3 protein-coding genes are annotated in these 16,966 nt (G+C 72.3%); all 3 read left to right on the top strand.

Annotation, left to right across the window (positions count from 1 at the left end; genetic code table 11):
* Positions 1–117: 117 nt before the first annotated feature.
* The 3 genes from lpdA (at position 118) to OG975_RS20400 (ending at position 16,956) form a co-directional block, all read left to right on the top strand.
* The gene (gene lpdA, locus OG975_RS20410; RefSeq protein WP_406330726.1) at positions 118–1,521 is read left to right on the top strand and encodes a dihydrolipoyl dehydrogenase; all 1,404 of its coding nucleotides are present in this window, start codon (positions 118–120) and stop codon (positions 1,519–1,521) included.
* Positions 1,522–1,763: 242 nt separating this feature from the next.
* Positions 1,764–3,602, top strand: a complete 1,839-nt coding sequence (locus OG975_RS20405) for an acyl-CoA dehydrogenase (protein ID WP_406330725.1) — start codon at positions 1,764–1,766, stop codon at positions 3,600–3,602.
* Positions 3,603–3,819: 217 nt separating this feature from the next.
* A complete protein-coding gene (locus OG975_RS20400) occupies positions 3,820–16,956 on the top strand; it encodes a type I polyketide synthase (protein ID WP_406330723.1) in 13,137 nt (4,378 codons plus the stop codon).
* The last annotated feature ends 10 nt before the right edge of the window (positions 16,957–16,966 follow it).

Genomic DNA, 16,966 nt, shown 5'->3' with positions numbered 1-16,966 from the left:
CTCACCGCGTTTGTGGCCGGCGGCGACACTTGGACGGTCGTCGGCTGACATCAGCCGTGCCCGTCCCCGCCCGGGGACAACTCGGCACCACCCAGCACCAGGAAAGGCAGAACCCCCATGGAAGACCGCTTCGACGTCGTCGTCCTCGGAGCAGGCCCCGGTGGCTACGTCGCCGCCATCCGCGCCGCCCAGCTGGGCAAGCGGGTCGCGGTGGTGGAGGAGAAGTACTGGGGCGGGGTCTGCCTGAACGTCGGCTGCATCCCGACCAAGGCCCTGCTGCGCAACGCGGAGCTCGCCCATATCTTCACCCGCGAGGCCAAGACCTTCGGCATCAAGGCCGAGGGCGAGGTGACCTTCGACTACGGCGAGGCCTTCCGGCGCAGCCGCCGCGTGGCCGACGGCCGGGTCAAGGGCGTCCACTACCTGATGAAGAAGAACAAGATCACCGAGTTCGACGGCCGGGGCACCTTCCTGGACGCCAACACCCTGCGGATAGCCCAGGCCGACGGGACGACCCGCACCATCGGCTTCGACAACTGCATCGTGGCCACCGGCGCCACGCCCAGGCTGCTCCCGGGGACCCGGCGCAGCGACCGCGTGGTGACGTACGAGGAGCAGATCCTCTCCGAGGACCTGCCGCGCTCCGTCGTCATCGCCGGCGCGGGCGCGATCGGCATCGAGTTCGCCTACGTCCTGCACAACTACGGCGTGAAGGTCACCATCGTCGAGTTCCTCGACCGGGTCGTGCCCCTGGAGGACGCGGAGATCTCCGCCGAACTCGCCAAGCAGTACCGCAAGCTGGGCATCGACGTGCTCACCTCCACCCGCGTCGAGTCGATCGACGAGTCCGGCCCGCAGGTGCGCGTCACCGTCACCGGCAAGGACGGCAACCAGCAGGTGCTCGAAGCGGACAAGGTCCTCCAGGCCATCGGCTTCGCGCCCAACGTCACCGGCTACGGCCTGGAGAACACGGGCGTACGTCTCACCGAGCGCGGCGCCATCGACGTCGACGCCCGCTGCCGCACGAGCGTCCCGCACATCTACGCCATCGGTGACGTGACGGCGAAGCTGATGCTCGCCCACACCGCCGAGGCCATGGGAGTGGTCGCCGCCGAGACGCTCGCCGACGCGGAGACCATGGAGCTGGACTACGTGATGGTCCCGCGCGCCACGTACTGCCAGCCGCAGGTCGCGAGCTTCGGCTGGACCGAGGCGCAGGCCCGCGAGAAGGGCTTCGACGTCAAGGTCGCCAAGTTCCCCTTCACCGCCAACGGCAAGGCGCACGGCCTCGGCGACGCCACCGGCTTCGTGAAGGTCATCAGCGACGCGAAGTACGGCGAACTCCTCGGCGCCCACATGATCGGCCCCGACGTCACCGAACTCCTGCCGGAGCTGACCCTGGCCCAGCAGTGGGACCTGACGGTCCACGAGGTCGCCCGCAACGTCCACGCCCACCCGACGCTGGGCGAGGCGGTGAAGGAGGCGGTGCACGGACTGGCCGGGCACATGATCAACTTCTGATCCTGAGGGATCAACTTCTGATCCCGGGGGTCCAGTTCTGATCCCGAGGGACCCCGGAGGGGCGCGGCCACAGGCCTGCGCCCCTCCTTTTTTGTTTTCACGGATCTGTATTTCTTTGCACGGATCTGTCATTGACGGTTCCCTGAAGTAACTTCACGCAGGCCTGAAACAAGTGTCTTGATCCCTTAAATGCGAATCGGAAGACTGTTCGTGAAGAGTTACTCAACCGGGGGGTCAAAAAAGTGGGCGGGAAATTCGGACTGACGGAATCGCTGGCGCCGCTCATCCAGGGAGTGGGCCACGAGGAATACCGCGACCAGGTCCACGCGGCCTTCCGGGACGAGCTGTTCGAGCGGCCCCTCGGGCTGAGCGACGAGGACCGCTGCGCCCTCACCTACCGCCGGCTCCGTCACCTCAACGACCGCCTCGACGTGCGGGAACCGCTGCTCGGCAACCGCCCGCTGCTCTTCACCCTCTTCGAGTGGTCAGCCCTGGCCGACCCGTCCCTGTTCTACGCCACGTTCCTGCACCACGGCACGACCATGGGCGCCGTCCGCGATTTCGGAGAAGGCCGCGAGGACCTCAACGACATCGTCGAGTCGCTGACCTCCATGGAGTCCGTCGGCTCCCTCATGATGACCGAGCTGGGACGCGGAAACAGCAACGCGGCCATTCGCACCGAAGCCGTCTACGACGCCGCCGCACAGGAATTCGTCCTGCGCACCCCGGACGCCGCCGCCGTGAAGTTCCCGCCCGGAGTGGCGTCCCCCGGAGTGCCGCGGCTCGCCGTGGTCAGCGCCCGGCTCGTCGCCGACGGCACCGACCAGGGGCTGTTCTTCTTCGTCGTACCGATCCAGGACGCCGACGGGCCCTGCCACGGTGTGCGCGTCGTCCCGCAGCGGCCCACCGCCCTGCTGCCCCTGGACTGCTCGCTGGTGGCCTTCGACGGGGTCCGCATCCCCTTCCGGAACTGGCTGCGCGACGGCGCCACCCTCGGCGCCGACGGCTCGTTCACCGACCCCGCCGGCGACCGGCTGGTCCGCACCCGGCGCCTGCTCGGCGTCATCCGGCACGCCTGGGAGGCGGCCACCGTCGGACTCGCCGCCGTGTCCCGGGCCTCGGCCGCCGTGGCCGTACGGCACGCGCACCGGCGCTCCACCTTCGGCCGGCTCGCCGCCGACCAGCCCGTCATCGCCTACCGCAACCAGCAGCGCGCCCTGTTCGGCGCCCTCGCCACCGCCTATGTGACGGCCTTCGCCGCACGGTCCGTGGCCACCGAGGAGCAGCCGCGGCTCACCGCGGCCACCGTGCGCAGCTTCTCGCTCCTCAAGGTCGCCGTCGACCGGTACGCCGAGCGGGTCACCTCGCGCTGCCGGACCGCGAGCGGCGCCCTCGGCTTCTTCGCCGACAACAGGTTCCTCGACTACCAGGGTCTCGCCCACTCCTTCAACGCCGCCGCCGCGGACAACGAGATCATGCTCACCGACTCCGCGCAGACCCTCGCCGCCGGCATCGACTACACACCGCCGACGGCCACCCCCCTGGCCGACGCCGACTCGGACGCGGGCCAGGACCTACTCGACCCCGCCACCTGGACCCGGCTCGCCCACGCCCGGGAGAGCCGGCTGCACCAGGAGCTCACCGACGGGCTGCGCAAGGCGGCCGAGGCCGGACTCACCCCCTTCGAAGCGTGGAACGAACACGGCGACCTGGGCCGGGAACTCGCCTGGGCACACGCCCAGTCACAGCTGACCGCCCTCGTCCGCGAGGCCCTCGACGCGGTGGCCGAGCCCGCCGCCAGGGCCGTCCTCACCGACCTGCTGGCCCTGCACGTCCTGGAGGAGACCGGCGTCCACGACGGCTGGTACCTCGCCGAGGGCCTGCTCACCGTCACCCAGGTACGCGGCCTGCGACAGCTGGCCAACGACATCTGCGCACGGCTCGCCCCGCACGCCCTGGAACTCGCCGAAGCGCTCGGCGTTCCGTACGACGTCGTCGGCGCCCCCATCGCCACGGACGACTACGTCCAGGCCATCGCGGGCGACATGGAGCCCTTCGCGCCGCATCCCGCGACTCACTGACCGCGACTTACTGCCTGCGACGCACTGAGCGCGACCCACTGAGCGACTTAGTGCCCGCAGCTGACCGCCCGCAGCTGACCGCCCGCAGCTGACCGCCCGCGGCTGAACTGCCCGCGGCTCACTGCCTGCGGCTCGCTGGTCGCGGCCCACCGGTCGCCCGCACGACACACACCACACGCATGCCCGTGCCCATGGGCACGGGGGGAGAGGAACGGACATGCCCACGCCGGAACCGATCGCCGTCATCGGCCTCGCCTGCCGACTGCCGCAGGCCCCCGGTCCCGACGCCTTCTGGACGCTGCTGCGCGACGGCACCGACGCCGTCACCGAAGTGCCCGCCGACCGCTGGGACGCCGCGGCCCACCACGCTGCCGACCCCGGCGCTCCCGGCCGGAGCACCAGCACGCGGGGCGGCTTCCTCGACGACGTCAGCGGCTTCGACCCCGCCTTCTTCGGCATCTCGCCGCGCGAAGCCACGGTCATGGACCCGCAGCAGCGCCTCGTCCTCGAACTCGCCTGGGAAGCACTGGAGTTCGCCCGGATCGTTCCGGCCACGCTGCACGGCAGCCGCACGGGCGTCTTCGTGGGCGCCATGGCCGACGGCTACGCCACGCTCGCCGCCCGCCAGGGCCTGGAAGCGATCACCCAGCACAGCATGACGGGCCTCCAGCGCGGCGTCCTCGCGGGCCGCGTCTCCTACTCCCTCGGCCTGCGCGGCCCGAGCATGACCGTGGACACCGGCCAGTCGTCCTCGCTGGTCGCCGTGCACCGCGCCTGCGAGAGCCTGAGCAGTGGCGAAGTGGAGATCGCCCTGGCCGGCGGTGTCCATCTCGACCTGGTTCCCGACGGGTTCGTCGCGGCCACCAAGTTCGGCGGGCTCTCTCCCGACGGACGCTGCCACACCTTCGACGCCGACGCCAACGGCTTCGTGCACGGAGAGGGCGGCGGCCTCGTCGTCCTCAAGACGCTCTCCCGAGCCCGCGCCGACGGCGACCGGATCCTCGCCGTCATCCGCGGCGGCGCCGTCAACAACGACGGCGGCGGGCAGAGCCTGACCGCACCCTCGCCCCAGGGCCAGGAGGACGTACTGCGCCGCGCCTACGAGCGGACGGCCACTGATCCGTCCGAGGTGCGCTACGTCGAACTGCACGGCACCGGCACCAAGGTCGGTGACCCGGTCGAGGCCAAGGCCCTCGGCGCCGTACTCGGTGCCGCCCGGGAACCCGGACGCCCGCTGCACGTGGGCTCCGTGAAGACCAACATCGGCCACCTGGAGGGCGCGGCCGGTATCGCCGGCCTCCTCAAGGTGATTCTCGCGCTCGTGCACCGCGAACTGCCCGCGAGCCTGCACTTCCGCATCCCCAACCCCGCGATCCCGCTCGACGAGCTGCGGCTGAAGGTGCGGACGGAGACGGGGCCTTGGCCGGACACCGACCCCGACGGCGACACCGACAGCAAGGGCGAAGGCCCGCACCGGCCGCTGGTGGCGGGGGTCTCCTCGTTCGGGATGGGCGGCACCAACTGCCATCTGGTGTTGGCCGAGAGCCCCGCACCGGCCGACGCCGTGTCCATGCCTGCTGTGGCGGTGTTGCCTGCGCTGCCTCTGGTGGTGACGGCGAAGACGGATGCGGCGCTCAAGGCTCAGGCGGTGCTTCTTCTGGAGCGGTTGCGTGGTGAGTCCGCGCCGGAACTGCTGGATGTTGCTTACTCCCTGGCTACTACGCGGGCTGCTTTGGACCGGCGGGCTGTTGTGGTCGGTTCGGGTGGTGAGGAGCTGGTGTCCGGGCTGGAGGCGGTGGCTTCTGGGGCGGTGCGTGGGGCGGCTGTGTCGGAGGGCCGTACGGCGTTTGTGTTCACGGGGCAGGGGTCGCAGCGGGCCGGTATGGGCCGGGAGCTGTATGAGTCGTTCCCGGTGTTTGCGGAGGCGTTCGACAGGGTGGCGGGGGAGTTGGATCCGCTGCTGGGGCGTTCGTTGGCGGAGGTGATCGCCTCTGGGGACGGTCTGGATGAGACGGGCTTCACGCAGCCGGCCGTGTTTGCGGTTGAGGTGGCGTTGTTCCGGCTGGTGGAGTCGTGGGGTGTGCGGCCGGATGTGCTGGCCGGGCATTCGATCGGTGAGATCGCTGCCGCGCATGTGGCCGGGGTGCTGAACCTCGTGGACGCGTGCCGTCTGGTCGCGGCCCGGGGTCGGCTGATGCAGGCGCTGCCCTCTGGTGGGGTGATGGTGGCGGTGATGGCCTCCGAGGCTGATGTTCTGCCGCTGTTGGAGGGGTTCGAGGACCGTGTCGGTATCGGTGCGGTCAACGGGCCGACGTCCGTGGTCATCTCCGGTGCCGGGGAAGCCGTCGCTGAGATCACGGCCGTACTGAAGGACCGTGGGATCAAGAGCAAGCAGCTCGCGGTCAGTCATGCCTTCCACTCCCCGCTGATGACTCCGGTTCTGGATGAATTCGCTTCGCTCGTCGGCGAGTTGGAGTTCTCCCAGCCGAAGATCCCGGTCGTCTCCACGGTCACTGGTGATGCGAGCGGCGACTGGGCCGACCCGGGGTACTGGGTGGAGCACGTCCGTCGCCCGGTTCGCTTCCTCGACGCCATCCGTGCCCTCGAAGACGACGGTGTCACCACGTTCATGGAGCTGGGTCCGGACGCGATCTGCACGGCGATGGGCAAGTCCTGCGCCACCGGCGACGACACGGTCTTCCTGCCCGCCCTGCGCCGCAAGCGTGGGGAGGCACGGACCCTGGTGTCCGCGCTCGGTGGGCTGTTCTCCCGGGGCGGATCGGTGGACTGGGAGGCCTTCTACGCCGGTACTGGTGCCCGCCATGTCGACCTGCCCACCTACCCCTTCCAGCGTCGGCCCTACTGGATCGGCACCTCTCCGGTCGCGCTGGAGCCCGTTGCGGCGGTGGTCGCAGAGGTGGTTTCGGAGCCGTCGAAGGTCGATGCACAGTCCCTTCTGAACCTGGTCCGCGAGCGCACCGCCGTCGTACTCGAATACGCGGGCCCGCAGGAGATCGACCCGGGGCGCACGTTCAAGGAGCTGGGCTGCGACTCGTTGAGTGCCGTGGAGCTGTGCGGCCAGCTGAGCGCGGCCACCGGGCTGAAGCTGTCGGCCACGCTTCCCTTCGACCACCCGACCCCCAGTGCGCTCGCCCGGCACCTGCGCGCCCAGCTGGGCGACGGCGCGGGGACCGTGGCCGTCCGTGAGTCCCGCGGCGCGGACGCGGGCGGTACCGACGAGCCGATCGCCATCGTCGCGATGGGCTGCCGGCTGCCCGGCGGGGTGTCCTCGCCCGACGAGCTGTGGGAGCTGCTCGCCTCGGGCGGGGACGCCGTCGCGGGGTTCCCCGCCGACCGCGGCTGGGACCTGGACGCGCTGTACGACGCGGAGCCGGGGGTGCCCGGACGGACGTACACGCGGTCCGGCGGATTCCTCTACGACGCCGCGCAGTTCGACCCCGACCCGTTCGGGATCTCGCCGCGCGAGGCGGCGGCGATGGACCCGCAGCAGCGGCTGCTCCTGGAGACGTCCTGGGAGGCGCTGGAGCGGGCGGGTATCGCGCCGGACGCCCTGCGGGCCAGCCGTACCGGTGTGTTCGTCGGACTCACCGCGCAGGAGTACGGGCCCCGGCTGTACGAGGCGGGCGGCGGTGCCGAGGGCTATGTGCTGACGGGTACGACGCCCGCCGTGGCCTCGGGCCGGATCGCCTACACCTTCGGCCTGGAGGGCCCGGCGGTGACGGTGGACACGGCGTGCTCGTCCTCGCTCGTCGCCCTGCACCTCGCGGTGCGCTCGCTGCGCACGGGTGAGAGCCGCCTCGCGCTGGCGGGCGGGGCGATGGTGATGTCGGGGCCCGGCATGTTCGTGGAGTTCAGCCAGCAGCGGGGGCTCTCGCCCGACGGCCGCTGCAAGGCGTTCTCCGCCGACGCGGACGGCACCGGATGGGGCGAGGGCGTGGGTGTCCTCGTACTGGAGCGGTTGTCGGACGCGCGGCGCAACGGGCACGAGGTGCTCGCGGTGATCCGCGGTACGGCCGTGAACCAGGACGGCGCGTCGAACGGTCTGACCGCGCCGAATGGGCCGTCGCAGCAGCGCGTCATCGAGCAGGCCCTGACGGACGCGGGGCTCACCCCGCGAGACGTGGACGCGGTGGAGGCGCACGGTACGGGGACCCGGCTCGGGGATCCGATCGAGGCGCAGGCCGTGCTCGCGACCTACGGCCAGGACCGTGAACAGCCCCTCTACCTCGGCTCGTTGAAGTCGAACATCGGGCACACCCAGGCCGCGGCCGGGGTGGCCGGTGTGATCAAGATGGTGCTGGCGATGCGGCACGGAACCCTGCCGAAGTCGCTGCACATCGATGCCCCGTCGCCGCACGTGGACTGGTCGGCGGGTGCGGTGGAACTGCTCACCGAGCAGCGGGAGTGGCCCGAGACCGGGCGCCCGCGCCGCGCCGCCGTCTCCTCCTTCGGCGTGGGCGGCACCAACGCGCACGCGGTTCTGGAGCAGGCCCCGGAACCGGAGCCGGAGACTGGCGAACAGGCCGAGCAGCACCCGGAGGTGGGTGCCGTGGCCATGGTCGACGAGACCCGGCACGGCGTCCGGGCGTGGCCGCTGTCCGCCGCCACCGGTCCGGCGCTGCGCGCCCAGGCCGCCCGGCTGCGTGCCGTACTGGCCGACGCGCCGGACACCGATCCCGGCGCCGTCGCGCACGCTCTGGTCACCACGCGCGCCGCGCTCCAGGAACGTGCCGTCGTCGTCGCGGACGCCCTCGACGGCGAGGCCGGCTTCCTCGCCGGGCTCGACGCGCTGGCCGCGGGCGAGGCGGCGGCCCAGCTGGTGACGGGTACCGCCACCGGAGGCCGCCAGACGGTGTTCTTGTTCCCTGGGCAGGGGTCGCAGTGGCAGGGGATGGCGGTCGAACTGCTGGATGCGGAGCCGGTGTTCGGTGCGCGGATGGCGGAGTGTGAGCGGGCCTTGTCGGCGTACGTGGACTGGTCGTTGACCGGTGTGCTGCGGGGTGAGCCGGGTGCTCCTGGGTTCGACCGGGTGGATGTGGTGCAGCCGGTGCTGTTCGCGGTGATGGTGTCGCTGGCGGCGCTGTGGCGTTCGTACGGTGTGGAGCCTGCCGCGGTGGTGGGGCACTCGCAGGGTGAGATCGCGGCCGCGTGTGTGGCCGGTGCGCTGTCTCTCGAAGACGCGGCGCTCGTTGTCGCGTTGCGGAGTCAGGCGATCCGGGAGATCGCCGGACACGGCGGGATGATGTCGGTGCCGCAGCCGGTGGCCGAGGTGTCCGAGCGGCTGGCCGCTTACGACGATCTGTCCGTGGCCACCGTGAACGGGCCGCGCTCGACGGTGGTGTCCGGGTCGGCGGTGCAACTGGACGAGTTGCTGGCCGCGTTCGAGGCGGAGGGGGTACGGGCCCGTCGGGTGCCGGTCGACTACGCCTCGCACTCCCGGCATGTCGAGGCGATCGAGGAGCGGCTCGCCGAACTCCTCGCTCCCGTCACGCCCCGTCCCTCCGCCGTGCCCTTCTACTCGACCGTGACGGGCGAACCGCTCGACGGCGAACACCTCGACGCCGGCTACTGGTACCGCAATCTGCGCGTCACCGTGGAGTTCGAGCGCACCACCCGCACGCTCATCGACCACGGCTTCGACGCCTTCGTGGAGATGAGCCCGCATCCCGTCCTCGCCATCGGCGTCCAGGAGACGGTGGAGGCGGCCGGCGCCGGTGACATCGCGGTGCTCGCCTCGCTGCGCCGCGGCGAGGGTGGCCCCGTACGCTTCCACACCTCGCTCGCCGAGGCCCAGGTCCGGGGCGTGCCCGTCGACCGGCGGCCGCGTCCCGGGGCGGAGCCGGCTCCCGCCCTGCCGACGTACGCCTTCCAGCGCGCACGTCACTGGCTGGACCCCGACAGCGGCACGGCCCCTCGGGAGGCTGTCCGTGACGAGCGCGAGGACCGCTTCTGGGAGGCCGTCGACGCCCAGGACCTGCCCGGGCTCGGACGCGCCCTCGGCGTGGCCGACCCCGGCCCCCTGCGCGACGCCCTTCCGCTGCTGACCGCCTGGCGCGAGGAGGCCCGCGCCCGCACCGAGGCCGAGCAGTGGCGCTACCGCGTCACCTGGCAGCCCCTCGGCGACACTCCGATGCCGCAGCTCGGCGGCAGCTGGTTGATTGCACTGCCCGAAGGCGGGACCGGCGACGACTGGACCACGGCGGTCACCGCGGAACTGACCACGCGCGGCGCCCGGGTCGTCCAGGTCGAGACGACCGCGGACCGTGCCGAGAGCGCACGCCGCATCGAAGCCGCCGTACACGACTGCGGGACGGCACCCGCCGGAGTGCTCTCCCTGCTCGCCCTCGACGGCAGCGGGCCCGCCGCGACCCTCGCCCTCGTCCAGGCGCTCGGCGATCTGAGCGTCACCGCCCCGCTGTGGTGCCTGACGCGGCAGGCCGTGCGGACCTCGGCGGACGACGCCGGCTGCGACCCTGTACAGGCACAGACCTGGGGCCTCGGCCTGGTCGCCGCCCTCGAACACCCCGACCGCTGGGGCGGGTTGATCGACCTGCCCGCCGCACCGGACGACCGGGCGCTGCGCCGACTGTGCGGCATCCTCGAACGGTCCGACGGCGAGGACCAGCTGGCCGTACGGGACGGGGGCATCCTCGCCCGCCGCCTGGTCCGGGCCCCGCACACCGCGCCGTCCGGCGACGGCTGGCGGCCGCACGGCACCGTCCTCGTCACCGGCGGCACCGGCGGGCTCGGTGCCCGCGTCGCCCGCGACCTCGCCGAGGCCGGCGCCGAACACCTGCTCCTCGTGGGCCGGCGCGGCGCCGATACACCCGGCGCCCCCGAACTGCGCGACGAACTCACAGCACAGGGCGTCCGCGTCACCCTCGCGGCCTGCGACGTCGCCGACCGCGCACAACTAGCCGGGCTCCTGTCCACCGCGCCGGACCTGACCGCCGTGGTGCACGCCGCCGGTGTCCTCGACGACGCCGTCATCGAGGCGCTCACCCCCGGGCAGCTGGAGCGTGTGCTGCGCCCCAAGACCGACGCGGCCCTTCATCTGCACGAGCTGACCCGCGAACTGGACCTGGACCTGGACGCGTTCGTCCTGTTCTCCTCCGTCATGGGCGTCCTCGGCAACGGCGGCCAGGCCGCCTACGCCGCCGCCAACGCCGGCCTCGACGCCCTCGCCCAGCAGCGCCGCGCCGAGGGACTGCCCGCGGTCGCCATCGGCTGGGGCATCTGGGGCGGCGGCGGCATGGTCGGCGACACCGTCGAGGAACGGATGCGCGAGCGCGGGGTGCCCGCGATGGACCCGGAGCAGGCCATCGGACACCTCCGGTACGCGGCCGCACAGCCGGAGCCCGTCCTCGTCGTCGCCGACCTGGACTGGCAGCGGTTCGCCCCCCGCTTCACGGCGACCCGGCCGAGCCCGCTCATCGGCGAACTCCCCGAGGCACGCCGGGCGCTGGCCGAAACACGCGGCGCCGGCGCGGACCACCTGCTCACCGACACCCTGCGGGCCCTGACTCCGGCCGAGCGGGAACGTACGGTCCTCGACCTCGTACGCGCCCAGGCCGCCGCCGTGCTCGGCCGTGCCGTCGCCGACGCGCCCGCCGCCACCCGCGCGTTCCGCGAGTCCGGCTTCGACTCGCTCACCTCCGTGGAACTGCGCAACCGGCTCGCCGCCGCCACCGCGCTGACCCTCCCCGCCACGCTGACCTTCGACCACCCCACACCGGCCGCCCTGGCCGCGCACCTGCTCACCCTCCTGGTGGCAGCGGACGACCAGGCCGCCACCGGACAGGGTTCGTCCGCCGGCGGACAGGAATCGTCCGGCACCGGACAGGAGTCCCGGCGCTCCCGGGCCGCCGATGAGGACGACCCGATCGTCATCGTCGGCATGGGCTGCCGCTTCCCCGGCGGCGCCCACTCGCCCGAGGCGCTCTGGGACACCGTCGCCCGAGGCCTCGACGTGGTCGGCCGGCTGCCGGAGAACCGCGGCTGGGACACCGCCGAGCTCTACGACCCGGACCCCGACGCCCGCGGCAGGAGCTACGCCCGCGAAGGCGGATTCCTCTACGAGGCAGGCGACTTCGACGCCGCCCTCTTCAGCATCTCGCCGCGCGAGGCCCTCGCCATGGACCCGCAGCAGCGGCTGCTCCTCCAGGCCTCCTGGGAGGCACTGGAACGGGCGGGCATCGCCCCGGACAGCCTGCGCTCCACACCCACAGGCGTCTACGCCGGAGTGATCCACCAGGACTACGGCGCCCTGCTGCACGAGGCCCCCGAGGAACTGGAGGGCTACCTGCTCACCGGCAAATCGTCCAGCGTGGCGTCCGGCCGTATCGCGTACGCCCTCGGGCTCGAAGGCCCGGCCATGACCGTGGACACGGCCTGCTCGTCCTCCCTGGTCGCGGTGCATCTCGCGGTACGGGCCCTGCGCGACGGCGAGTGCACGCTCGCCCTCGCGGGCGGCGCCATGGTGATGGCGACCCCGGGCCTGTTCATCGAGTTCAGCCGACAGCGCGGACTCGCACCCGACGGCCGCTCCAAGGCATTCTCCGCCGAGGCGGACGGCACCAGCTGGGGCGAGGGCGCGGGTGTCCTGGTCCTGGAACGGTTGTCGGACGCGCGGCGCAACGGTCACGAGGTGCTCGCGGTGATTCGTGGTTCGGCGGTGAACCAGGACGGTGCCTCGAACGGTCTGACCGCCCCCAACGGGCCCTCGCAGCAGCGAGTGATCCGGGCCGCGCTGACGGACGCGGGACTCGCGCCGCAGGATGTGGACGCCGTGGAGGCGCACGGTACGGGGACCCGGCTCGGGGATCCGATCGAGGCGCAGGCGGTGATCGCCGCCTATGGCCAGGACGACCGTGAACTGCCTTTGTATCTTGGTTCGTTGAAGTCGAACATCGGGCATACGCAGGCTGCGGCCGGGGTCGGCGGGATCATCAAGATGGTCCAGGCGATCCGGCACGGCATCCTGCCGAAGACCCTGCACGCCGACGTCCCGTCGCCGCACGTGGACTGGTCGGTGGGTGCGGTGGAACTGCTCACCGAGCAGCGGGAGTGGCCCGGTACCGGGCGCCCGCGCCGCGCCGGCGTGTCCGCGTTCGGCGTGAGCGGCACCAACGCCCACGTGGTCCTGGAGCAGGCGCCCGCCACGGAAGCGGCCGATGCCGCGTCGGCGCCGATCGGGACGGTGCTGTCTGCGCTGCCCCTGGTGGTGACGGCGAAGACGGATGCGGCGCTCAAGGCTCAGGCGGTGCTCCTGCTGGAGCGGTTGCGTGGCGAGTCCGCGCCGGAACTGCTGGACGTTGCTTACTCCCTGGCCACTACCCGGGCTGCTTTGGACCGGCGGGCTGTTGTGGTCGGTTCCGGTGGTGAGGAGTTGGTGTCGGGGCTGGAGGCGTTGGCTTCGGGGGCGGTGTGTGGGGCGGCTGTGTCGGAGGGCCGTACGGCGTTCGTGTTCACGGGGCAGGGGTCGCAGCGGGCCGGTATGGGCCGGGAGTTGTATGAGTCGTTCCCGGTGTTCGCGGAGGCGTTCGACCGGGTGGCGGCCGAGTTGGATCCGCTGCTGGAACGCCCGTTGGCGGAAGTGATCGTCTCCGGGGGCGGTCTGGATGAGACCGGGTTTACGCAGCCTGCGGTGTTCGCGGTCGAGGTGGCGTTGTTCCGGCTGGTGGAGTCGTGGGGCGTACGTCCTGACGTGGTGGCCGGGCATTCGATCGGTGAGATCGCTGCCGCGCATGTGGCTGGCGTGTTGAGCCTGGGCGATGCCTGCCGACTGGTCGCCGCCAGGGGCCGGTTGATGCAGGCCCTGCCTTCTGGTGGGGTGATGGTGGCGGTGATGGCCTCCGAGGCCGATGTCCAGCCGCTGCTGGAGGGGTTCGAGGACCGTGTCGGTATCGGTGCCGTCAACGGGCCGACGTCCGTGGTCATCTCCGGCGAGGGGGAAGCAGTCGCCGAGATCACGGCCGTACTGAAGGACCGTGGGATCAAGAGCAAGCAGCTCGCGGTCAGTCACGCCTTCCACTCCCCGCTCATGAGTCCCGTCCTCGACGAATTCGCTTCACTAATAGGTGAGTTGGAGTTCTCCCAGCCGAAGATCCCGGTCGTCTCCACGGTCACCGGTGATGCGAGCGGCGATTGGGCCGATCCGGCGTACTGGGTGGAGCACGTCCGCCGCCCGGTCCGTTTCCTCGACGCGATTCGCGGTCTGGAGGACGACGGTGTCACCACGTTCTTCGAACTGGGTCCGGACGCGATCTGCACCGCGATGGGCAAGTCCTGCGCCACCGGTGAGGACACGGTCTTCCTGCCCGCCCTGCGCCGCAAGCGTGGGGAAGTGCGGACTCTGGTGTCCGCGCTGGGTGAGGTGTTCTCCCGGGGCGGGTCGGTGGACTGGGAGGCGTTCTTCACCGGTACTGGTGCCAGCCGCGTCGACCTGCCCACCTACCCCTTCCAGAACCAGCACTACTGGCTGAACCTGCCGCGCGGCGGATCCGTACGCGCGGCCGACCTGGGCCTCGACCCGGCGGGGCACCCGCTGCTCGCCGCCGCGGCGGAGCTGCCGGACGGTGGTGTGCTGCTCAGCGGTCGGCTGTCGTTGCGTACGCATCCCTGGCTCGCCGATCACGCGGTCGCGGGCACGGTGCTGCTCCCCGGTACAGGACTGGTCGAACTCGCGCTGCACGCGGGCGCGTTGACCGGTGTCGAGCGGCTTGAAGAGCTCACCCTCGAAGCACCGCTGGTTCTGCCCGAGCAGGGTGGTGTCCAGGTGCGGGTGAGTGTGGGCGCGGCCGACGAGGCCGGGCGGCGGGCCGTGCGGGTGCAGGCCCGGGCCGATGGGGTGGTCGGGGCCGAGGAGTGGACCTCGCACGCCAGCGGCACGCTGGAGCCGGACTCCGGTGCCGACGCGCCCCGGCCGGAGGCCGAGTGGCCCCCGGCGGGTGCCGAGCCCGTCGACCTCGACGCGCTGTACGACTCGTTCGACGCGGCCGGATTCACGTACGGCCCCGCCTTCCGTGGTCTGACCGCGGCCTGGCGGCGTGGTGACGAGGTCTTCACCGAGGTACGGCCGCCCCAGGAGCAGGACGGTGACCTGACTGGATTCGGGCTGCATCCCGCCCTGTTCGACGCGGCGCTGCACGGCACCTTCCTCCAGGGCGGCGGCGAGCGCAGACTCCCGTTCTCCTGGTCCGGAGCACGCCGGTACGCGGCCGGGGCCACCGCACTGCGCACCAGGCTGACGCCGACCGGACCGGGCGGAGCCGTCGCGGTCGCCGTCTTCGACCTGGCCGGGAAGCCGGTCGCCGCTGTGGACGCGCTCGTGCTCCGCCCGGCCGGCGACCTCGGCACCGCGGACGCGGACCCCTTGTACCGGCTCGACTGGGTGCCCGTGGAGCGGCTGTCCGCTTCCGCTTCCGCTTCTGCTCGGCACCTCGAAGTCCTCGGTGCCGAGGGAGGGTTCGCGGATCTGTCCGCGCTGCGGGGGGCCGTGGCGGCGGGCGCGTCCGCACCCGACGTGGTGCTGTGCCCCCTCGGTGCCGACATCGGCACCGGCACCGGCACTGGCACCGGCCCCGCCGCGCAGCCGACGGCCGACGCGGTGCGTGCGGCGACGGCGCGGGCCCTCGCCCTCGTACAGGAGTGGCTCGGCGACGAGCGGCTGGAGCGGTCGCGGCTGGTCCTGGTCACGACGCGCGCCGTCGCGGCCGGTCACGACGAGGACGTACGAGACCTGGAACACGCCCCGGTCTGGGGCCTGGTGAGGTCGGCCCAGACGGAGAACCCGGGACGCCTCGGCCTCGTGGACCTCGACGGTCCCGGTGCGGCCGGGCTCCTCGGCTCCGCGCCGTTCGAGGACGAGCCGCAGCTCGTGGTGCGCGACGGCGTCGTCCGGGCGGCACGCCTGGCCCGTACGCGGACGACACCTGGCGCGGGCGGCGGCTTCGGCACGGGGACCGTGCTGGTCACCGGTGGCACCGGAACGCTGGGCGCGCTGGTGGCCCGGCACTTGGTCGCCGTCCACGGGGTGCGCACCCTGGTGCTCGCCTCCCGGCGCGGGCCGGACGCGCCCGACGCGTCCGGGCTCGTCGCTGAGCTGCGGGCGCTCGGAGCGGACGCACAGGTCGCCGTCTGCGACGTCGGCGATCGCGCCCAGCTGGAAGAACTGCTCAGCTCTATACCGGACTTGACGGCTGTGGTGCACACCGCGGGAATCGTCGACGACGGAGTCGTCACCTCGCTCACCCGTGAGCGGCTCGACTCCGTGTTCCGGCCCAAGGCGGACGCGGCCCTGCATCTGCACGAGCTGACCCGCGACCGGGACCTCGCCGCCTTCGTGCTCTTCTCCGGTGCGGCCGGGATCTTCGGCGGCGCGGGCCAGGCGCACTACGCGGCGGCCAACGTCTTCCTCGACGCGCTCGCCCAGCGGCGCCGGGCCGAGGGCCTGCCCGCCACGTCCATGGCCTGGGGCCTGTGGTCCGAACGCAGCGGCATGACCGGCCACTTGGACGCCACCGCGCTGCACCGGCTCGCCCGGGCGGGCTTCGCCGGCCTCACGGCCGAGCAGGGCCTCGCCCTGTTCGACGCGGCCCGTGACGCGGACGAGAGCGCGCTCCTGACGCTCCGCCTCGACCGGCGCGCCCTGCGCGAGCAGGCGGCGGCCGGACAGCTCCCGCCCCTCCTCGGCTCGGTGGTGCCCGCCGCACGGCAACGTACGGCGGGGCCGGACGGGGCTTCGTTCGCCGGACTGGCAGGGGGCGGTGCCTCGCCCGCCGGAGCCGCCGCGGACACGGCTCAGGCACAGACTCCGGCTCCGCTCGCCGAGCGGCTGGCGGACCTCTCCGAGAAGGAGCGGACGACGGTCCTCGTCGACCTGGTGTGCGCGGAGGCGGCAGCGGTCCTCGGCCATGCGTCGGGGACGCTGATCGACCCCGGGCAGGCCTTCAAGGACCTCGGCTTCGACTCGCTCAGCTCGGTCGAGCTCCGGAATCGCGTCACCAAGGCGACCGGCCTGCGGTTGTCGGCGACGCTCGTCTTCGACCACCCCACACCCCAGGCGCTCGCCGCGCACCTCGAAACCGACCTGCTGCGCGAGCACCGGTCCGCCGCGGAGCGGATGCCGGTCGATCTGACGGCCCTGGAGGAACTGCTCGGCCGGCGCGCACCGGACGACGCGCAGCGCACGGCCTTGGTACGGCGCCTCGGCGAGCTCCTCGACAAGTTCGGCGGCCGGCCGGTCGCGGCACCGTCGGACGACACGCTCGCCACGCAGGTCGAGGCCGCCACCGACGAGGAGCTCTTCGCCCTCATCGACGGCGAGCTGTGAACGGCACCCA

The organism is Streptomyces sp. NBC_00203 (genome assembly GCF_045206325.1).
Lineage (GTDB): Bacteria > Actinomycetota > Actinomycetes > Streptomycetales > Streptomycetaceae > Streptomyces > Streptomyces lutosisoli.
The sequence above is the reverse complement of the archived record's forward strand: the minus strand, read 5'-3'. Positions and strand labels throughout refer to the sequence as shown.

Coding starts and splice junctions, on each gene's coding strand:
- OG975_RS20400 (WP_406330723.1), top strand. CDS start 3,820: ATGCCCACGCCGGAACCGATCGCCGTCATCGGCCTCGCCTGCCGACTG.
- lpdA (WP_406330726.1), top strand. CDS start 118: ATGGAAGACCGCTTCGACGTCGTCGTCCTCGGAGCAGGCCCCGGTGGC.